Source organism: Nocardia puris (assembly GCF_036051655.1).
Taxonomy (GTDB): domain Bacteria; phylum Actinomycetota; class Actinomycetes; order Mycobacteriales; family Mycobacteriaceae; genus Nocardia; species Nocardia puris.
This window is the reverse complement of the sequence record NZ_CP107943.1, coordinates 4734775-4754146: the sequence shown is the minus strand read 5'-3', so window position 1 is coordinate 4754146 and position 19372 is coordinate 4734775. Positions and strand designations below refer to the sequence as shown.

Below are 19372 nucleotides of genomic sequence, written 5' to 3'. Positions count from 1 at the left end.
CTCACCGCGGGACCCGCGTTCGCGTCGGTTCTGTTGCGGTGTCGATCGGGTGCGCGCCGAGCGGCAGGCACTCCGACATCCAGGCATGGAACGCGGCCGTGTCGATCCGGGTCGAGACCTCTACCGACGCGCCGCGCAGCACCCGATACATGCGCGCGTCCGCCGCGACACGGATCGTCTCCGCAGCAGACTCGACCACGCCCGGCACACCCAGCGCCCACGCCAATGCCAGCGGGTCGGCCATCCAGCTGCCCGGCCGCCACGACCGATCACCCACCGTGCTCGACGGCCGACGCGCGAACCACCCCTCGGCGTTCGCCGCGATCACGGCCGTCTCCGCGGGCGCGTCCGGGCCGGTGAGCCATCCCATCAGCGGCGAGTCCGGCGTGAGCCGCAGCCGAGCGTCATTGGTGTGGGTCGACAGCAGCAGCTTCGGCGCCGGAACCATCCGCAGGACCAGCCCCGCGGCCGCGGGGTCCAGCCTGAGATTGTGGGAGGCGCGCGACATGTCCCGATACGCGTCGAGCCATCCACCCATCTGAAACAGGGTGATCGCCTCGGCGAGATCGGGCCTGGCCACCAGCACGCGCGCCAGGTCGGTCAACGGCGCCATCCCCACGACGATCGGCTCGGACTGCTCGCACAAGTCGACCAAAGCCTCCACCACCCCCGATTCGACAGCGCCAGAAGAGATGTCGGGGACCAGATCGTCAGGCAGCACGAACCGCTGCGGCGAACCCGGCAACTCCGAGCCCCCCACGACCCGGGCGTCCCCACGCCCCAATCCGTCGAGGAAGGCGCGCAGCACACGGGCACGGCGCCCGCCTGGATCGTCAGCCGACACGACCACCAGCCGACCGTGGCCCACCACACGCGCCGCGATCCAGATCGCGATCACATCATCGAGGTCGTACAGCGCGTCGGTCACAATGACCACGACGGCGTTCGACCGGAATAGCCATGGATTCACCACGCAGCCGCATTTCCACTTCGCGCCGGTAGCCCGGAACCAGCCACGGCTGGTGGTCGCCGAGCGTCATCAGCCACCGGCTGGGCCTGGGCATCGTTGTGAGCGGTGCCGACCCGGTGATCGGGATGCGCGCTCGGCACGGTTCGTGCCTTTCGCGCCGGCAGTCGGATACGGCCCAGTACTGCCTCGGTGAGAAGCCGCTCGTACTGGCGCGCCTGCATGAGCAACTCGCCAGCGTGCCGGTGGCCGGGGTCCAGGTGTTCGCCGAGCCTGACCGAGCGCGCGTACAAGCCGATATGGCGTGCCAAGACCTGCCCGATGCTGTCTCGCTGGGGCGACCCGCGTCGAGAGTCCACGCCCAAGTCCCGCACCATCCCGGCCACGAAATCGTCGATCTCGCCCACCAACACGCTGATCTCACACTCGGCACCGGTACCCGCCGCGATCTCTGCCCCGCCAGGACCAGCCGACCCGCTCTCGAACGAACTCGTCATTCCGACCTGGAGGTGGCATGCCAGACGCAGCTGCGTCAGCAACCTCACTGGTGCGGGAAACGCGTACTCCTCGGGCCGGAAAACCTCGGAGTCCAGAGCCCGCCACATCACGCGCGCACCGGGCATCGTCGCGATCCACCGCTCGTCGAGCGTATTTTCCGTGGTGATCATCGGCCCGACTTCTCAACTCGGTCGTTGCTTGACGCGTGTGGCACCACGCTGCGCCCGGAACGCTGGTAGTCCGGCAACCACACGTGTCGACAAATCACGTACCCGATAGCCGCGAACGTCGGCAACACGACGATGATCAGAGTCGGAACCATTCAAGACCTTCCATTCCCGCTAGACACCGCTTCGCCGCACCCCTGTTGTGCCGCGACCGATTTCCGTGGATGCGGCGTAGAGTTTCAGCGCGCGCCGACTATGCCCAAGTCTGCGGAGTCGCCAACTCGCACCATCGGCGATCCCGAGCTCTCAGTAGCACCAGACAGTTCCGTTCCGAAGTTCAAAACCGCTGCACCCCTCTGCATCTCGACGACAAGATTGGGCGGCCCCATGCGGTTGCGCCCATGCATCAGCCTGTCGGAACCGGGTGGCTCATTACAAGCCCGGAAAGGGTCCATTGGGGGTCCATTTGTGGTCCACTACCTCAATGCGGATCCGCAATCCTGAAACGCTTGTAACCGTAGCCAGGATGCCAGGGGATGGACGGTACGAGAACACCACGTCGTTCTGCGCGATATCCCGCGACTTGGTCGATCTATCTCGATCGAACCCATTAGGACTGAGCCCGGCTGCTCAAGCCCTATTAACACACGGTTCGACGCACATTCGTAGTCCCGTTGCGCGGCGCCGACTTGACGGCGCGGTCGGATGACTTTGTACCCGATGACCGTTCGCGTGAAGTGTGTGTAAGACCTGTCTCGTACTCGGCTCGGTGACCGTGCAGATATGGTGTCTCAGGATCGAGTTGGTCGATGATGCGTTCCCACACCAGGCGGCAGATACAGGCAATTACCGGCCTGGGCCAGGAGTTCCGAATTGGCGCAGACACATTTACCGAAGTCGCCGATTTCTGCAACCGTGCAGGATCGTGTCGATCAACACGATCGACGTGCATCGAGAGAGACTTGCGCGACCAATACTGCTAACTGTCGGCAGTGTGGGAAGTATCGGCTGGATCATTTGCTGGATGCCTTGATGCGAAGTCGTTCGTGGGTACATGGCACCCTGTCGGCATCAGTTCTGCTGCGCGCAGCAGGCACAGTGCTGACCGGGCGTCGCTGATCTCGCCGGTCCGGGCCATGTTCAGTGCTGTCTCGATCGGCACCTGATGGCGCGTGATGAGTTCGGTGCGTCCTAGGAATTGTGGCCGGTCGATGACTGTGTCGTGGGCAAGATAGAAGTCGCAGCGCGAGTCGGCGATCGGCACGCTGTCCTGGAAGAAGCCGAGGTGTTCGAACGAGGCCGCTGTCGCGCCAGCCTCCTGGAGGAGTTCCTGGGCTGCGAGTTCGGCAAGTGGACCGGTGTGGTCGTGCCGCGACCCGGCGGGAAGTTCCCACATCCATTGTTGCAATGACTGCCGGTATTGCTGAAGCAGCACGATATTGCCATCGTGGGTGAGCGGGATGACGTAGACCGCGCCGACGTTCTCGATGATGGTGTGGGTGTGCTCGGCTCCGTCGCGTCCGAGGATGCGATCGCGACGGATCCGACCGAGTTTGTAGGTGAAGGGGTATTCGCGGGAGATCAGCGGCCAACCGGAGGAGTCCATGTGAGTTCCGCTCACGCTCTGGGCGATTCGAGACGCCCTGGCTAATTCAGGTGAGGTCGGCGGCGATGTCACTGCGTGTTATTCGTCCCCGTAATTCGATGTGGTCGAGGGCTTGGTATGCCTTTTGGCGTGCCTGGCTCGGGTCGGCAGCGCGGGCGAGAACGCTGAGCAGTCGACCGCCCGCCGCGATGAGTGCGCCGTCCTGCCTGTGCGCTGTGCCTGCGTGTAGGACGTCGACGCCGTCGATGGCGGCTGCGGCATCCAAGCCGGTGATGGTGTCACCGGTGACCGGGTTGCCGGGGTAGCCGTCGGATGCGACGACGACGTTGACGACTGTGTCGGGGCTCCAGATCAGGTTGGTGTCGGTTTTGAGTGTGCCGGTCGCGCACGCCATCAACAGCCCGGCGAGGGGGGTCTCGAGACGTTCGAGTACGACCTGGGTTTCGGGGTCACCGAATCGGGCGTTGTATTCGATGACCTTGACTCCACTGTTGGTGAGTATCAGGCCCGGGAACAGCACGCCCGCGAATGGTGTGCCGCGGCGTGCCAGTTCTGCCAGTAGCGGTTCTACGACCGCCTCGGCAAGATGGTCCTCGACTTCGGCGGGTAGCCAGGAGACCGGTGAGTAGGCGCCCATGCCGCCGGTGTTGGGGCCGGCATCGCTGTCGCCGAGGCGTTTGTAGTCCCGGGCGAGCGCGAGCAGCACACTGCGGGTGCCGTCGCAGAGCGAGAACGCTGAAAACTCGGGCCCGGACAGGAATTCCTCGACCAGAACCTTTTCGCAGCCGGCGGCGTGGGCCAGAGCAGCATCGAGGTCGTCGGTGACCAGCACGCCTTTGCCTGCGGCCAAGCCGTCGTCCTTGACCACGTAGGGCGCGCCGAAATCAGTGAGTGCGGCCCGGACTTCGTCGCTATTCGTGCAGGTGCGCGATTTCGCGGTCGGGATTCCGGCTGCGGCCATGACGTCCTTGGCGAAGGCTTTGGAGCCCTCGATCTGCGCGGCGGCTTGGGTGGGGCCGAAGCAGGCGATTCCGGTTGCGCGCACCGCGTCGGCGACTCCGGCGATCAAGGGCGCTTCGGGCCCGACGACGACGAGGTCCACGCCGAGTTCGGCGGCCAGCGCTGCGACCGAAGGCCCGTCGCAGGCGTCGACTGGATGGCACGTCGCTTGTGCGGCGATGCCGGGGTTGCCCGGCGCGGCGTGCAGCTGGGTGACTTCGGGGTCGCGGGCGAGCGCTTTGACGATGGCGTGCTCGCGGCCGCCGGGTCCGATGACGAGGATCCTCACTGGTGTTCTCATCCCTTGCTGGTAGAGGCGAGCGCCCGGGTTCGGGGCCCGCGCTGGCGAAGCACCGCGCCTAGAGTAGCGAGGCCTGATGCGAGTTCCGCGTCCGTGATCACCAGCGGGGGCGTGAACCGCAAAACCCGTTGCGCGACGACGGATAGCAGCAGACCGTGTTCTCGCAGCTGTGTGAGGACCGCGTCCGCATCGACGGTGTCGTCGAGTTCGAGGCCGCGTAGCAGGCCGACACCGCGTGTGGCGACCGCAGGGACGTTGGGGTCGGCCACGAGCGCGTCGAGTCCGGCCGCGAGGATCGCGCCCATGCGCTGCACGTGCTCGGGAATGTTCTCGGCGTCCAGGGTTTGCAGAACGGCCGCAGCCGCCGCCGCGGTCACAGGATTGCCGCCGAAGGTGCTGGCGTGGCTGCCGACCGGCCACGCGGAGGCGAGGTTTTCGCGGGCCAGGACCGCACCGATCGGCAAACCGGCGGCGAGGCCTTTGGCCAGCGAGCAGGCATCGGGGATCACCCGGCTCGAAAGCAGCGGCCCGGTTCGGCAGACACCGGTCTGGACTTCGTCGAACAGCAGCAGCGCGCCGTGCCGGTCGCAGAGCTCCCGCAGGCCTCGCAGGTAGGCATGGTCGGCCACCAGGACGCCGGCTTCGGCTTGGACGGTTTCCACGATCATCGCCGCGGTGTGGGGCCCGATCACGGATGCGGCGGCGTTGATGCTGTTGAACGGGATATGAGTGACGTCGGGCAGGTGCGGGCCGGTGCCGGTCTTGTGGCGGGCGGCGCCGGTGACCGACAGCGCGCCGTAGGTTCGCCCGTGAAAGCCGGTGGTGGTGGAGATGATGTGGGTGCGGGGCTGGCCGCGTTCGTGGTGGTACCGGCGCGCCAGTTTCAGCATGGCTTCGTTCGCTTCGGAACCGCTCGTGCAGAAGAAGGCGCGGTCGAATGGCGTTCGCGCGCAGAGCTGTTCGGCGAGCAGGATGGCTTGGCGATTGTGAACAAGGTTGGAGCTGTGCAGGATTCGTGTGGCCTGGCTGGCGATCGCCGCGGTGACGGCGGGATGGCTGTAGCCCAGGCACGAGACTGCGTTGCCTGCAGTGAAGTCCAGGTAGCGTGTGCCCTCGACAGTGACGAGGTAGCAGCCGTGGCCCTTGTCGACAACCAGAGGTGCTTGCGAGTAGTTGGCGAACATCGATTCGCCCGCGACCGCAATCAGTCCGGCGCTGTCGGAGGGATCCAGCCGGCGCGAGTGTCCTCGCACGGGTTTGCCGGTGGTCGTTGCTGCGATGTTGTTGCCGGTCATGAACTCTCCGGTGCGAGCGAGGCGAGGCGGTGGGCGATCGTCGCGGCGATGAGGCGGTTGGCGCGGTCGCTGGGATGCGGGCCGAGCCTTCCTCGGGTGTAGAGGCCCGCGCGGTCGGGTTCGGCGCGAAACACCGCGGTGAGGTCGACAACCGGCAGCCAGGCTTCGATCTCAGCGTAGAAGCGCTCGTGCGCCGCCTGGGTATCGGTCAGGTCGCCGGGTTGGGGGATGAGCACCAGCAGCGGCTGTTTGCCCGCGCTCGTGCAGGTGGTGACGAAGCGGATGATCAATGCTTCCAACAGCGCTGTCGACGCCGCTTCGCTGTACAGGCGTGCGGCCAAGGCGTGATTCTCGCGCACGATGACCTCGAACGCGCGTGAGAACCCGGCCTCGGGTTGCCCGCGCAGCCGTCCGACCGTGAGGTGGAACAAGATCGGGAGGTGTCGGCGAGCGCGGCCTGCCAGGCGCAGGCTGTAGGGAAACCCGAGCAGATCGCGGCGGAATTTGCGGTGGTAGAAACCGTCGATCGCGCGGACATGGGCAAGATGACGATGATAGTCGAGGAAGTCTCTACTTTCTCGGATTACGCTGGGGTGCAGGATAAGTCGGCCGTCTTTGTGCTCGAACCGGGGCTTGAAAGCCAGGGTGTTGCCGTACTCGAAGTAGTGCTTCCACGCCGACTGGATCCGAGCGATGGTTTCGGGCACCACCCCTATCATGACCACGTGGGCGTCGAGAGTGGGCAGTTCCCGTTCGAAGCGCAGCAGCGCTTGGTCCAGGCCGTAGTTGCCGACGCCGTAGTTGGCGACGTTGGTTCCGGTGAGTTCGGACAGGTGATACGGCCAGGTCTGGTCGTCGTCGACGAGTCGGCAGAACGTGAAGCTGTCGCCGAAGCACGCGATGGGCGCCGAGTAGCTGCGCGGGTGCGCAGGATTGGTGCGCCGGCCGCGTTCATCGACGCTGTAGCTACTCAGTCCGTGCTCGGTGCGCTCGGTCCCGCCTTCGCCGGGGACACGGCACCAGCCGAGCTCAGGGTCAAAGGAGCGGTGGACTCGCACGGCATCTGAGCGCAGGACGGGGCTGGCGTCGGCCCGCGTGATCAACCAGGGGAACGACCGCCGATGCCAATGAGTCAGCGCCGCAGCGGTCAACTCGATCGCGGCCAGCGCCGCGGCAACGGCGCGAAGTTTCTGTTTCATCCTCGCTCCACCGGGTGCTTTTCGCGGTTTGCCAGGTATGCCAGGATCTCGTCCACGAGCTGCACCGGCGTGCCGTTGTCGCCGGAGGAGTCCAGCGTCAAGTCTGGTGCGGGTGGGCGCGGGAACTCGATATCGACGCCGACCACGTCGGTGAGGTTCCCGGCGGCAGCCGCCGCATAGAGGCCCTTGGTGTCCCTCGCCCGCAGGACCGACATCGGGACGTCGAGGAACACCTCGACATAGTCGGTAAAGGTGACACGGTTCCATGCCTGCCAGGATGGGAAGATCGACAGCACGGCAGCGACGACATCGAGACCCTGGGCGTCCAGCAGGGCGCACAGGTGTGAGAGGCGGTGGGCGTTGAGTTTCCGGCCGGAGACGTCGTGGCCGGGAGTATCACCCCAGACTTCGCGTAGCAGGTCCCCGTCGAGGTAGACCAGCCCGGGCCGGGTCGTGCGCAGTCGCTGCGCGAGAATTGTGCCCACGGTGGTTTTACCCGCACCCGACATCCCGATCAGCCAGATGATCATCGCCCAGGATCCTTTCCGGCGGTGCACATCGCGCTTCGGTAGAGGTCCAAGTCGGTGGGGTGGTCAATCTCCCCCCACGGCCCGGTGCATGCCACGGCGGTGACCTGCTCGCCGTCGGCGATCAGCGCCGCCAGCAGCGAAGTCGTGTCGAGCCGATCACGCACTTCGGGATCTAGACCGCTCAGGTGTCGGCAGACACGTTCCCACACTGCGGGGGTGAAGCGCAGCAATCCCATAAACTGACCCGCGACGTCAGCGAGATTGTTTGCGCGAGAACCGATCTCGGAGACGTTACCGCTCTCGCTGAGCCGGAAGGTTTCGGCGTCGTCGAGCGGATCGTCGAATCGGCGCGACCACAGCGCCAGCCAGTGTGGATCGTAGGCGATGGCTAGCTGACCGGGCGCCTCGATCAGTTCGCGCACCGTCTCGGCGGGATAGAAGATGTCACCGTATGCGACCAGACATGTTGCGGCACAGAGCCATTCGTGCGCAGCGGTCAGCGAGACGACCATGTTGGTCTGCGACCATCGCGGGGCATGAAAGGTGCGGTCGCCGTAGCCGGTGAGCAGGTCGGCACGGTAACCGCTCACGATGGCGATCCGGTGCGCGCCACCGGTCCTCAGCGAGTGGTCGTGGCGGTCGAGCAGGCTCATCCCGTCCAGGTCGAGCAATACCTTGGGTCGGTCCTTGGTGTGGCGGCCCATGCGGGAGCCGCGCCCGGCGGCCAGGATCAGCGCACGCATGCCATACCCAGCAGGTGTTCGCGCACTATCGCCACGTCCGCGGGGTCGGCGACCTCGCGGCGTTCGGGGTGCCACATGATGCCGGCTATCAGTGCCGAGGTTGCGGTGATGGCTTCGATTCCGCCGTCGGCGGCACGCGCGGTCACCCGGAAGAGCGTGGGCAGGTCGATCGGGTCGATTGTCCAGTGGTGGTAGCTGTTGACTCGGCGGATTGTGCCGTCGATTTCGATGTCGTGGTCGACGGCGGCGTGCCCGTCGGTGCGCACCAGCTTGGCTCCGTAGTGGGTGGCGAGTTTCTGCATCCCGCGGCACACACCCAGTAGTGGCCGATGGCGCGTTCGCGCCCACCTGATCAGCCGCTCTTCGGTGCTGTCGCGTTCGGGGGCGTTTCCTCCGTAGATGGCGAGATCTACTCCGCCGGTGAGGAGAACGCCGTGGGCGATGGTGGCCGCGATCAGTGCTTGGGCGGTTGCTGGGTCGTTGGGCACTGGGATCGGCAGGAGGCCGCAGGTGGTGAGAAATCGGATCCAGCGCTGGTCGAGGCTGTCGCGTCGTTCCCCGGTGGCAGGGTTCACGGTGACGTTCTGGGAGACGAGGATCGGTGTGTAGTCGGTCATGCGAGGATATCGATTCTGTGGTTGGTGGCGTCGATGCAGACAATCCGCGCGCCGCGGAGCGCTTGATAGGTCGTTTCACCGACGCCGAGGACTGCGGGCACCCGCGTTTGGTGGGCGCGGATAGCCATGTGAGAATTGACGCCGCCGTAGGCCGTGATCAGTCCGGCGATGGGATGGGAATAGATCCAGTCGTAGCCGGGATCGCCGCTGGGCAAGAGCAGGATCTTGCCCTTCAGTGAATCCTCGCCGCCATCACTAGACTCGACGACGACAACCGGCGCGATCACCGTCCGGTGGCCGATGAACGAGGCCACGCTCGGGGGTTGATGGAAGGCGAACACCTGCTCGGGCTCGACCAGCAGGGGCGGCAACACGATTCGCTGGGTCAGCGCGTGTGCTTCACGAGCGCGGGCGACCTCCTCACGCAGCCGGGCCGGGGTCACGGCGGTGCTCTGGTAGAGGTCGTCGAGGATGCCAATGTCGAGGTAGGAGCAATCCTCCACGCTCAGGCCGCGTTCGGCGCCCGCCTGAGCCAGGGCTGCCAGCGCGTCCGACAACTGGCGGGTAAACGCGAATTTGGCCTGCTCACGACCGATGATCCCCGCCGCGATGAATGTCAGCACCTCTTGGCCGCTGTATCCGAAACCGGCCGCGGACGCCGCATCGTCGAGCGCGCGCACCTGTGCCGGGGAGAGTTCGATTGGCTCGGGCCGCGAGTACTGCTGCCGTACAGGGGGTTCGGTGAAGTATAGCTCCGGCGCCTGGTCGTATCGCTGTGAGCAAATGTCGTAGGTGCCCGGGCGCAGGTGCCCATACCGTGCCAGGAACTCGTGCCATTCCACTTCGGTGCGTTCGCGCATCATCGTGTTGGTCACCGTGTCGAGGCCAGCGAGGAAGGCCTCGACTTCGGCGCCGGTCAAGATCCCGGCGCGCTCGATTGAGCGCAGCAGCTCGACCGCGACGAAACCCAGACGCGCGTGTCCGGCGAAGGCCGGGGTGCCGTAGCGCGCGCAGTCTCGAAGCAGCCACCGCGCGCGGGTCACCGGATCGAGGTCAACCTGGTTGATCCGGTCCCGCCGAACGTCCAGGGTGCGCAGCCATGCGAGTTCGTCGCGACGCGCGCGGTGGGCCGGGGCAAGCATACGATTGGTGAGCCGCCGCAGACTGGATCCCAGCGTCGCGTGCTCCTTCTTGCTCAGCGCGTCACCGAGCCGCGCTCGGGATTGGTCGCCGGTGTCCAGAGTGGCGCACGAGAGGGCGATGTCGAATTCGACGCGATCGTGCAGGGTCGGGTCGGCGACCAGTCGGTCCAGCTGCACAGTGACGATTCGCGCGGCCAGGTCCTGGGGTAGGTCGGCGGGCAGCAGCGAGTTGAAACTGGCGCGCACATCGATGTAGGGCAGGCCGTGGAAGTCGTGCATCAACGGGCAGCCCTGAACGTCGCGGTAGCCCCACCGTGCTCGCGAGGCCGCCCACACCGAATCGGTGATCAGCCGCCGATACAGGCTCAGTGCCAGTTGGCGGGGCCGGATCCCGATGATCTCGGCCGGGTTCCAGTCCGGCATGACCCCGAGCACGATTCGATCGCCCAGCAGGACAGGGTGAACGGTCCCGGCGCGCAGTCTGGCCGCGACAGCCTCCAGCGCGTCGTGGTGGGCCGCAACACCGGCGGGGTCGGCCGGCGGTGCGGACAGTCGACGAACCTGCAGCAGGTAGAGGGTGTCGGTGGCGTCGAAGGCGAACTCGATATCGAGCGGCCGAAACCCGGTAACGAGTTCCAGTTCCGCGGCCAGTTTCCGCAGCCGGTCCAGGCGCGGGTCACCACTGGGAACCGTGGACTCGTTCCAGGCATAGAAGGTGTGCAAGTCGGTGGCGGCGGTCCCAGCGGTAACCGCCGCGGTGTCGCGGCCGAGGTGATAGTTCGCCACGAAGTAAGGGGCGCCGGTCGCAGGGTCGCCGGTGAAAGCGACACCGCTGCACACGACGCCGTCCAACATCGGCTGGATCAGGATTTGATCGTAGGGATCCACAACCCTAGCCCCACGATCGCCGTAGGAGCCCACCACCTCATCGACCGCGGCCGCGATCGGCTCGCGCCCAACCACCGCTGGCACCGAGGTGTAGCGTCCGGCCTGCGCACAAGTGGGGGTGTCCTCATCGAGCGCACTGCTACGCACGATCACCGGCCCGGACGCCCACGTATGGCCCTGGAGTTCGTCGAGCACAGCGGCTCGCTCGCGCTGCCACCGCACGACTGTGAACATCATCAGGGGTAGCACAGTCGCGGCGTCGGCGATCAGCGGCGCGAGCGCCTGCAATGTCTCGGCTTTCGTCCCGAGCACGGCCTCGGCTTCGGCGACCGCGGGCCTCATCGCCGGTTCCCGTCATCACGCGAACCGAGAAACACCACCGCGTTGCAGAACTGTTCGGGCCAGCGTCGCATCAGCTGTGTGTCGATCCATCGGCCGAGCGCGTTGAGTCGGTAGCCGCCCGCACGCCTGTCCTGCTCGCGGGCGGCAGCATCCTGCCGCGAGCGCAGCATCGGCAGCCGGTACAGGTTGGACATATTGCGGGCGTACTCCACCTGCTCGGTGAGCAGACCGTGGCTAGCCAGCAGCGAGATGAAGGCATCCGGGTCGATGAGCCACTTGTGAAACTGCTCGGGCCCGGCTGACTGCCGTTGTCGCCAGCGCCAGTAGCGCTCGTTGAGCCGCATTTCCACGTTGTCCGGGCGCATCGAGATGCAGAAGCGCCCGCCAGCGCGCAATACTCGCGCTGATTCGGCCACTGCAGCGTCGAGGTCGTGCTCTAAGTTGTGGAAGAGCCCGAAGGCCATCAGCACGTCGAACTCGCCGTCGGTCAGATCGAGATTCGTGGCGTCACCGACGCGCACGTCCACGTTGGGATCGGCAGCCTTAATGGCACGCACCGCGACGGCGCTGCGTTCGATCCCGGTGATCTCGCGTCCGCGACCATGGTAGTGACGGACCACCCTGCCCTGCCCGCAGCCGAGTTCGAGCGTCCGCCCTCCAGTGTCACTCATCACCATTTCCGCGAAGCGGATCGGGTAGATCGCCCGATCGCTGAATTCCGCGCCGTCGGCTCCGGACTGTGCCCATCGGCGATCCCAGTACTCGGCGTTGGATCCGCTGCGCCGCATCGCTTTCCGCACGAAGACTCCCCTTCTCTTGTGTTGGTCGAGATCAGGCCCGGCCAGTGACGTCCGGGCTCCGCGCATCCAGCCATGCCCGGGCAAGTAGCCGCCCACGACCGGGTTCGGGGTGATCATGGAATTCGGTGCGATTGTGGGCGACGAGCGCGTTGTTGAAGAAGATCGCCTCCCCTGCGGACATCGCCACACTGAGCACGTTGGCGCCGTCCTCGAGAGCGTTGTCGAGAGCGTCGAAAGCGGCAGCGTGCCGGTCTGGAACGGTTAGTCCGGCTTGGGCGTAGCCGGTTTCGATCCAGTGCCGCATGTAGCGCAGCGTCGGGCCAGGCGCGAAGCGGTCCCAGGTGAAGATCGGGTAGGCGTTCTCGGCGGCGGTCACCGACCGGCCGTCGGGGGTCACCGGATTACGGGGATGATCGGCGAACAACGACGGCAAATGCTGCGGGCTGGTCTCAGCGATCTGCTGGTAGGCCTGGCAGGCGCTGCTGAGCAGGCTTTCGCCTCCGCTCATCGCGGGGCGCAGACACATCAGTCCGAAGACGTTGGGGAACAGGGCTTGTGACGTGCTGTCGGTGTGAAACGGTGCGCGGACGCGAGTCGCCGAGACCGACACGTCGGTGGTCCGGAAGTCGAGACCGCGGTCCGCAACGTCGTGCAAGCGACCGTAGGAGGTGTACAGCTGCCCCAGGTGCAGGCACACCAGCACGTACAGCAGCCGCAACTGAGGTTCACTGAAACCGCCGGCGGCCAGCCCGACCAGATGCGCGAACCCGAATCGGCCGAAGAGCTGGCTACGCAACCGTTCAGTGAGCGCGGCAAGGTGGGGCAGGTCGACGTCGCTGCGGTCGATGGTGTCGATCAGCGTCGCGGGATCGTCGAGGCCGGCAAGGTACTCGGTGAATTCGGCCAGCGTCGCCTCGTCCGCCGCCACCCGCCAGCAGTCGGTGGCCAGCGCGTCGCGCCGAGTCCAGGCCAGTTCGGCGATGCGGTCCGGGTCAGCTTCAAATCGTGCGGAATCGGTACTCACAACACACTCCTGTCATGGGGTTGTCGTAGGTGGTTGAAACGATCGGCAGGTCACGGCATCCGGGCGCGGTCGTGTTGGCGGGAGGTGTTTGTCCTCGGGCGACGGGGCTGGCCGTCGATGACTTCGGAGACGAGATCAGTCCATTCGTCGGCGAGCGCCCCGGCGTTATGCCACGCCGCGTGCAGGGCTTCCCGTGGGCCGGATTCGCCCCAGAGCAATGCGACGGCATCGAGGTGCGCGCATGCCATTCGGTCCACCGCGTCTCCCAGAGAGTCTTCGCAGTTCGCCGCAAAGGGGGCATTGGCCTGTACCCATTGGTCGATGAACTCGATCAACCACGTTCGCAGATGGCGGAACTCCGGAGTAAGGGGACAGCCGCGATGTGCTTTGTGCAGCTCGACCAGCCCGCGCGCACACCGGGTGACCGGATGAGCCTGGACGTCCTCACCCAGGTGGCCACAAAGCGCCGCGAACAGTTCATGTTGATCGGGCAGCACCACCGGCCACCTGGCCGTCGACGCAAATCGGCGAGCACCGGGCTCGGGCAGCCAGTCGAGAGCCGCCGCCACGTCTGCGGGAAACCAACCAGCGCGGGTGAAACTGAGGCATCCAGCCAGCTGGGGATACTCCGGACAATGGGCGCGGGTCGGAACTCCTCCGACAATAGCGTGAGGCGGAGCTTCGTCTCCGCTGTAGCGGCGCGCGGCCGTCGCGGACTGCGGCGGAACGGTTCTCGGTCCCACGATTACCTCCCCGGATGCATATCGTCAGCACTCATTGACCGTTGCCGCCGTCGCCCCGGTGATGGATGATCTCCGCTAGGCAGGACGGCTCGTCGAGCGACGAGTGCTGTTGTCACTCTGACGCAATCCCGGGGTCCATTGGTGGTCCGTTTCGGCCCGTTTGCGGTCCATGCGGTCGCCGACTCTTACGCTTCGCGTTGGAATGCCTCTACTGTTGACAGAACCGGGAGGTCGGGTATGGAGAAGAAGCCGCGGACACGATTGGAGCAACTCGCTGCCGAGCAGCGTTTGTCGGTTCCAGCCTTCCTGCAGCGGTTCGCGGTCCAAGCCGAACAGCTGGGCCAAAGAGTCACGGTCTCACGTAGCCAAGCCAAGCGGTGGCTCAGCGGAGAGTCCGGGTCTCCCCGCGGGCATGCCCAGCAAGTCCTCGAGAACTGGTTCAAAGAACCCATTGACCAACTGCTGGGCCCGCCTCTGTCCCACATTCATCGACCGATCACCGAAAGGGAGCTTGCTGTGAATGCCGGACGCGAGTCGGTGGCTCACGCAATCGCTGCGGCCGCAGCGCTGGATCCGTCGGCCCTCGAACATCTGCATACTGCTGCGGAGTACGCAGCCAGCGCCTACTACGTGAGCCCTCCCCTGGAGATTCTCGGCGATCTGGTTGCGTTGCGCGACACCGTGTACAACCAACTCGAACGCACCCAGAAGCCGCTCCAGAAGGCTCACCTGTATCTGATTGCCGGCCAGGTGTGCGGTCTGCTGTCCTCGGCAAGCTGGGATCTCGGTCTGGACCGCGCCTCCAGTGAGCAGGCCCGCGCCGCACACACCTACGGCAGCATCATCGACCACCTGTCATTGCAGGCATGGGCGCGAGCACTTCAAGTCACCACAATGTTCTGGTCAGGCCACCCGCGCCAGGCTGCGAGACTCGCCGCGCAAGCCCTCGAATTCTCGCCGCCCGGCACCGCGAAAGCCCGCCTGCACAGCGTGCACGCCAGAGCATTGGCGATGATCGGCGCGCGAGAGGAAGTACGCATCGAACTCGAATCAGCCAATACTGAACTCGACCGCGCCGGTGGCGACGACTTTCTCGACGCAACCGGAGGTGAACTGGCCTTCGACCGCGCGCGGCGCGGACTCTGTGCCGGGGCCGCGTACGTCGCGCTTCACGATGGGACGCAGGCAGAACGCGAAGCCACCACCGCGATCGAGTTGTTCGCGACCATACCCGAAGATCGCCGGTGGGCTGCTGGAGCGATCGGCGCGCAAGTCGATCTCGCCGCTGCGCGGACCCTGCGGCACGATCTGGCTGGGGCACAGGAAGCGTTGCGGCCGGTATTCGGGCTCGATTCCGATCGCCGCACCGAGGCGATCGCCCAACGGCTGCTGGGGCTGGGGCGGACACTCGGCACGACTCGCTACGTGGGAGCCGTCGAAGCTCGCGATCTCGGCGAGGCGATCGAGAACTTCACCGGCACCAGCCTGTCGAAGATCTCGGCATCGCGCGCTCTCAACATCTGAACAGGCCCAGGCCCCTATGCTCCGCAATGATCGAATTCGACCGCATCCCACAGACCCAGAAGCGCCCGCTCACGCGCCGGGCTGATCCCGAGTTCGGCGGCACGCTCGTGCTCGATCGAAGCGCCGCCACTCTGTAGCCACGTCCAGGTGTCGGCCACGGTGTCACGAAGTCGCCGGGTGACCAGCCCGGCGGACCTGGCTCGAGAAGCATCGACGGCCCACGCCCCGGCGTAGGTGCGCCACAGCGGCAGTTCGGTCCATTGCCGCACACCTTGCTCGGCCAGCCAGACCTCGTCGGTGACCCACTCCAGATCTGCTCCGCCACCGGTGATTTCGTGGCACGACTCCAGAAGATCCGCCATCGTCTCCGTCCCCGGTGCGGCCGCGTTGAACGTGCCGGTCAGCCCGGGAGTCAGCGCGAAGTCAGCGACATCGCGGACATCGATGGGCTGGATCCGGCGGTCCGGCCGCCCCGGTGCCAGCACGCGGCCACCGCGCTCCATGCGCCGCAGCCACCATTCGAGCCGACCGACGTACTCTCGTGGGCCCAGGATCACCCCCGGTCGCAGGATGGCGACTCGGTCAGGTCCGAACACCTCGCCGACCGCGTTCTCACAGCCAGCTTTGCCGAACCCATACTTCGTCGGACTCGGATCGGCGTCGTAACCGAAACTATCGTCGGCATCAGCCGGACAGTCGAGCAGAGGTGAGTCCTCGGTGAGTGGCGCGACGGGCCAGTCCCGATACGCCGACACCGAGGAGATGAGCAGGTAGCGGTCGGCCACCGGTTCCAACGCCCGCGCCAGATTCAGCGTCTGATTCGGCACGAAGGCACCGGTATCGGCGACCAAGTCCCACGGGCCCGCCGCCGCCAGCCTCGCGACATCTCCAGCCACGGTGCGGTCACCCTTGATCAGATGGACGCCGGTGATGTCGGAGCCGGTGCGGCCCCGACGAAACGTCGAGACTTCGGCGCCGCTCGCGATCGCGTGTTCGGCGATCGTCGCCCCGAGGAACCAGCTTCCGCCAAGAATGAGTACTCGCACTCGTTCTTGATACCACTGATCAGCGAACGAGTGAACGGGCTGTGAGTCGGGCCAGCAACGCACTGAGCAGCGCGGCGCGTTCTGGCATCGCCGTAACGAGGACGTACTCATCACGGGCGTGCGGATGCCCCCCGACCGCGCCGAGTCCGTCCAGAGTGGGAATCCCCCACGCGGCGGTCAGATTGGCGTCCGAGCCACCTGCGGAACGAACCGCTGCCAACTCCGAGAGCCCGAGGTCGGCGGCCGCCGCCGCAGCCTCGACATAGAGCATGCGTGCCGATGATTCCTCGAACGGAGGACGTTCGACGCCACCAGCCACCGTCACCGACGCCTCGGGGTGTTGCGCGGTGAGCTCGTGCATCGCGGTGTCGACGCGTTCGAGTTCGGCCATCGTCCACCCGCGCGCGTCGACGTGCAGCCGTGCGAATTCGGGCACTGAGTTCGATGTCGTTCCAGCGGACGCCAAGGTCGGCACCACCGAAGTCTCGAGATCGGCGTCTCCGAACCCGGCGATTCGCAGTATCTGGTGGGCCAGCTCGACGCTCGCGTTGACACCACGATGCGGCTCGAGCCCGGCGTGCGCGGCCCGCCCCCGCAATTCGACGTCGTAATTCGCGATCCCCTTCCGGCCGATCTTGACCGCACCACCGTCCGCTGAGGGCTCACACACCACAACCGCGCCTGCGCGGCGTGCCAGCTCCTCGATCAGTGGCCGTGAGGTACCTGAACCCACTTCCTCGTCGCTGGTCAGCAGCACGCTGACCTGCCCGGGATCTGCGAGCAGTTCGATCGCGGTCAGCGCTTGCACGATTCCGGCCTTCATATCGAAAGCTCCTGGACCGCTGCCTATCCCAGTAACTTCGTCGATCTCGAACGGCCAATCAGTGATCGTCCCGGCGGGCCATACGGTGTCGAAGTGCCCGAGAACGAGCACCCGAGGGTCGGGGGCCCGCGCCACTAGGTGAACGTTGTCGCCGGTGCGCGAAATCGTCACCGAACGGCGTAGCGCCGAAGCCAGCCAGGGCTCCAGCAGCACAGCGCACTCGACCAAGTGGGCCGCCGAGTTGGACGGCGACTCGCAATGGACTAGCTGGCGCAGCCGCTCGGTCATTACAGGTCCGGCCCGTTCGGCTGCTGTCAAGATGTCCGACGTCATGCACACGATCATGCCCTCCGCAGCAAGACGCCGGGCAATCAGCCGATCTGGCGTAGATGCTGGAGAACCGCCCCGGCCAAAGCTAGTTCGATCAGACGCTCAACATGGCGCGCAACAGCACGCGGCCCGCGCACGATTGCGGCGCCGACGTTGCCGGCACGCGACGTCCGCAGAGCGGGCATCTCGCGTCCGCGGTGTCGACTGACGAGCCGCCGCGCAGTAGCGCAGCACACGCACCATCCGGTCACCAGCTGCCATCACCTGCACATGCCATCACATTCAAATCCACCCTGGCTACCGGACGTCGAGTCGTGCCACCCGGCCGTCGCACTCATCGATCCGACCGTGTCGTCGGTGGCAATCCGGCCCTGCAGTGCTTCGCCGAGGCCATCCGGCAAGTGATGTCGTAGTCTGCCGTCACGCGCAAAGATGCATACTGTTCGCCCGCTTTCGGGAGTTTAGAGTCAGACGGTACCGAACTGCTCCCGGTCGAACTCTTTCCGACGCACGCCGTCAAGGAATGCGGAGACTTCCTTTTCGTCGAATCGCAGCCGCACCCCAGGTTCGGGCTGGTGATTGTCGCTCGCGGCGGTGAATTCAACGAGACCATCGGGTTGCTCGTGCACCCGCAGGGCGTGCCGTGCGCTGCGTAGCGAGATGCCCTTGCGCAGCGCTGTCTGCACTTCGTCGAATTCGGCGTCGGTGAATACCAGGATCTGGTCTGCTGGGAGGGGGTGGGCGATGTCGATGGTGGGTGTCAGTTTGTCGTCCCAGAGGATGGTCCAGCCGGCTTTGCGGCCGACGCGCACGCAGTTTTGCTGTGCGCTGCTCAGGGTCGCCTTCCGGCATTCGTGCGGGTAGAACGTCGGCAGCGACATGTGTGAATCCTTTCTACCTGTGGTGTCGCCTCGTCGCGACACCACCTAACCCCGAACACTGTTCAGGTCTTTCGCCCGACGGCGGCGAAGTTGCATTTTCGCGCCGGGTCGCCCGGGTCGACCGGGTGGGTTGGTTGCCAGTCAGTAGCGTAGGTGACGCCCGGTTCGACCACGTCGAGCCCCTCGAAGAAGGTGACGAACGTAGCGCGATCTCGTAACGTGACAGGGTCCGCGGAATCCCGAACGACCCCCGCTGCGGCGGCGACCTGTGCCTGCGTAGCGGTGTCGGCGTCTTCCATGGAGACGTGGGTCGCGGCGAAGTAGGATCCGGAGGCGAGTCGATCACGCACCTGTGCGATCAGGTCTTTGGGCCGGTCGTCGTCGGCGATGAACGGCAGCACGGAGACAATGAGCAGCCCGACCGGTTCGGTGAAATCGATGAGTCGTGCTGTTTCGGGGTGATGGAGGATTGTCTGCGGATCGCGCAGGTCGGCTTCGATGATCGTGGTCCGGTCGAGACCGTTCTCTTCACGCAACAGGGCGTGCGAGCGGGTGACGGCGTCGAGGTCCTTGTCGACGTATACCACCCGCGCGTCGGGCGCCGTCTGGCGGGCGACTTGGTGGGTGTTGCCCGCGGTGGGCAGTCCCGAACCGATGTCGAGGAACTGCCGGACACCGTGTGCGGCCATGTAGCTCACGGCGCGGGCGAGGAATTCCCGATTGTGCACTGCCCACTGGTGCAGGATCGGCAGCTCGGCGCGGACTCGGTCGAGCATCACTCGATCGATGGTGTAGAACGTTTCGCCGGTGAGGTAGCCGTGGTAGAGCCGCGCCGATGTGGGTGTCGTCGGGTCGTGCTCGCGGGCGTGGAAGTCGTTGGGCATGCTTGGTTCCCCCTCCTCGGGTG

The 19372-nt window shown here is 65.9% G+C and carries 18 protein-coding genes; 1 reads left to right on the top strand and 17 read right to left on the bottom strand.

Annotation, left to right across the window (positions count from 1 at the left end):
* Position 1: 1 nt before the first annotated feature.
* The 13 genes from OHB21_RS21860 to OHB21_RS21800 all read right to left on the bottom strand — a co-directional run bounded on the left by OHB21_RS21860 (position 2) and on the right by OHB21_RS21800 (position 13618).
* Positions 2-937 (bottom strand): nucleoside hydrolase, encoded by a 936-nt coding sequence (locus OHB21_RS21860; protein WP_328435790.1) that lies wholly within the window; start codon positions 935-937, stop codon positions 2-4.
* A gap of 29 nt (positions 938-966) precedes the next feature.
* The gene (locus OHB21_RS21855; protein ID WP_195126850.1) at positions 967-1635 is read right to left on the bottom strand and encodes a hypothetical protein; all 669 of its coding nucleotides are present in this window, start codon (positions 1633-1635) and stop codon (positions 967-969) included.
* A gap of 976 nt (positions 1636-2611) precedes the next feature.
* Positions 2612-3238, bottom strand: a complete 627-nt coding sequence (locus OHB21_RS21850) for an NUDIX hydrolase (RefSeq protein ID WP_195126849.1) — start codon at positions 3236-3238, stop codon at positions 2612-2614.
* A gap of 46 nt (positions 3239-3284) precedes the next feature.
* Positions 3285-4526 (bottom strand): phosphoribosylamine--glycine ligase, encoded by a 1242-nt coding sequence (gene purD, locus OHB21_RS21845; protein WP_328435787.1) that lies wholly within the window; start codon positions 4524-4526, stop codon positions 3285-3287.
* Positions 4527-4534: 8 nt separating this feature from the next.
* Positions 4535-5833, bottom strand: a complete 1299-nt coding sequence (locus OHB21_RS21840; protein ID WP_195126847.1) for an aspartate aminotransferase family protein — start codon at positions 5831-5833, stop codon at positions 4535-4537.
* Entirely contained in the window at positions 5830-7032 is a 1203-nt protein-coding gene (locus OHB21_RS21835; protein ID WP_195126846.1) for an SGNH/GDSL hydrolase family protein, read from the bottom strand. Before OHB21_RS21835 ends, OHB21_RS21840 begins: the two co-directional genes overlap by 4 nt.
* Entirely contained in the window at positions 7029-7562 is a 534-nt protein-coding gene (locus OHB21_RS21830; RefSeq protein ID WP_195126845.1) for an adenylyl-sulfate kinase, read from the bottom strand. The genes OHB21_RS21835 and OHB21_RS21830 overlap by 4 nt, the downstream gene beginning before the upstream one ends.
* On the bottom strand, positions 7559-8305 hold the full coding sequence (locus OHB21_RS21825; RefSeq protein ID WP_195126844.1) for a phosphocholine cytidylyltransferase family protein: 747 nt from the start codon (positions 8303-8305) through the stop codon (positions 7559-7561). The genes OHB21_RS21830 and OHB21_RS21825 overlap by 4 nt, the downstream gene beginning before the upstream one ends.
* Positions 8293-8922, bottom strand: coding sequence for a gamma-glutamyl-gamma-aminobutyrate hydrolase family protein (locus OHB21_RS21820; protein WP_195126843.1), 630 nt, complete (start codon positions 8920-8922; stop codon positions 8293-8295). Before OHB21_RS21820 ends, OHB21_RS21825 begins: the two co-directional genes overlap by 13 nt.
* Positions 8919-11294: a PEP/pyruvate-binding domain-containing protein gene (locus tag OHB21_RS21815; RefSeq protein ID WP_195126842.1), complete on the bottom strand. Its 2376-nt coding sequence runs from the start codon at positions 11292-11294 to the stop codon at positions 8919-8921. The genes OHB21_RS21820 and OHB21_RS21815 overlap by 4 nt, the downstream gene beginning before the upstream one ends.
* Positions 11291-12094, bottom strand: a complete 804-nt coding sequence (locus tag OHB21_RS21810) for a class I SAM-dependent methyltransferase (RefSeq protein WP_195126841.1) — start codon at positions 12092-12094, stop codon at positions 11291-11293. The genes OHB21_RS21815 and OHB21_RS21810 overlap by 4 nt, the downstream gene beginning before the upstream one ends.
* A 31-nt stretch (positions 12095-12125) precedes the next feature.
* Positions 12126-13022 carry a TauD/TfdA family dioxygenase gene (locus OHB21_RS21805; protein WP_328435786.1) on the bottom strand — a complete coding sequence of 299 codons (897 nt, stop codon included), beginning with the start codon at positions 13020-13022 and terminating at the stop codon, positions 12126-12128.
* Positions 13023-13168: 146 nt separating this feature from the next.
* The gene (locus OHB21_RS21800) at positions 13169-13618 is read right to left on the bottom strand and encodes a hypothetical protein (protein ID WP_195126839.1); all 450 of its coding nucleotides are present in this window, start codon (positions 13616-13618) and stop codon (positions 13169-13171) included.
* Positions 13619-14098: 480 nt separating this feature from the next.
* Here OHB21_RS21800 and OHB21_RS21795 point away from each other — a divergent pair, with 480 nt between their 5' ends.
* The gene (locus OHB21_RS21795) at positions 14099-15385 is read left to right on the top strand and encodes a hypothetical protein (RefSeq protein WP_328435784.1); all 1287 of its coding nucleotides are present in this window, start codon (positions 14099-14101) and stop codon (positions 15383-15385) included.
* Between the two features lie 14 nt (positions 15386-15399).
* Here OHB21_RS21795 and OHB21_RS21790 read toward each other — a convergent pair whose 3' ends face one another.
* The 4 genes from OHB21_RS21790 to OHB21_RS21775 all read right to left on the bottom strand — a co-directional run bounded on the left by OHB21_RS21790 (position 15400) and on the right by OHB21_RS21775 (position 19349).
* Positions 15400-16431, bottom strand: coding sequence for a Rossmann-fold NAD(P)-binding domain-containing protein (locus OHB21_RS21790; protein ID WP_195126730.1), 1032 nt, complete (start codon positions 16429-16431; stop codon positions 15400-15402).
* Positions 16432-16450: 19 nt separating this feature from the next.
* Entirely contained in the window at positions 16451-17542 is a 1092-nt protein-coding gene (locus OHB21_RS21785; RefSeq protein ID WP_195126729.1) for a M20/M25/M40 family metallo-hydrolase, read from the bottom strand.
* 509 nt (positions 17543-18051) lie between these two features.
* Positions 18052-18465, bottom strand: coding sequence for a hypothetical protein (locus OHB21_RS21780; RefSeq protein WP_195126725.1), 414 nt, complete (start codon positions 18463-18465; stop codon positions 18052-18054).
* Positions 18466-18527: 62 nt separating this feature from the next.
* Positions 18528-19349, bottom strand: a complete 822-nt coding sequence (locus OHB21_RS21775; protein WP_195126724.1) for an SAM-dependent methyltransferase — start codon at positions 19347-19349, stop codon at positions 18528-18530.
* Between the last annotated feature and the right edge of the window lie 23 nt (positions 19350-19372).

Bases quoted from the DNA above. Each gene is read 5' to 3' on its own strand.
- OHB21_RS21855 (WP_195126850.1), bottom strand. From the start codon at position 1,635: ATGATCACCACGGAAAATACGCTCGACGAGCGGTGGATCGCGACGATG.
- OHB21_RS21850 (WP_195126849.1), bottom strand. From the start codon at position 3,238: ATGGACTCCTCCGGTTGGCCGCTGATCTCCCGCGAATACCCCTTCACC.
- OHB21_RS21840 (WP_195126847.1), bottom strand. From the start codon at position 5,833: ATGACCGGCAACAACATCGCAGCAACGACCACCGGCAAACCCGTGCGA.
- OHB21_RS21835 (WP_195126846.1), bottom strand. From the start codon at position 7,032: ATGAAACAGAAACTTCGCGCCGTTGCCGCGGCGCTGGCCGCGATCGAG.
- OHB21_RS21830 (WP_195126845.1), bottom strand. From the start codon at position 7,562: ATGATCATCTGGCTGATCGGGATGTCGGGTGCGGGTAAAACCACCGTG.
- OHB21_RS21825 (WP_195126844.1), bottom strand. From the start codon at position 8,305: ATGCGTGCGCTGATCCTGGCCGCCGGGCGCGGCTCCCGCATGGGCCGC.
- OHB21_RS21820 (WP_195126843.1), bottom strand. From the start codon at position 8,922: ATGACCGACTACACACCGATCCTCGTCTCCCAGAACGTCACCGTGAAC.
- OHB21_RS21815 (WP_195126842.1), bottom strand. From the start codon at position 11,294: ATGAGGCCCGCGGTCGCCGAAGCCGAGGCCGTGCTCGGGACGAAAGCC.
- OHB21_RS21795 (WP_328435784.1), top strand. From the start codon at position 14,099: ATGGAGAAGAAGCCGCGGACACGATTGGAGCAACTCGCTGCCGAGCAG.
- OHB21_RS21785 (WP_195126729.1), bottom strand. From the start codon at position 17,542: ATGACCGAGCGGCTGCGCCAGCTAGTCCATTGCGAGTCGCCGTCCAAC.
- OHB21_RS21780 (WP_195126725.1), bottom strand. From the start codon at position 18,465: ATGTCGCTGCCGACGTTCTACCCGCACGAATGCCGGAAGGCGACCCTG.
- OHB21_RS21775 (WP_195126724.1), bottom strand. From the start codon at position 19,349: ATGCCCAACGACTTCCACGCCCGCGAGCACGACCCGACGACACCCACA.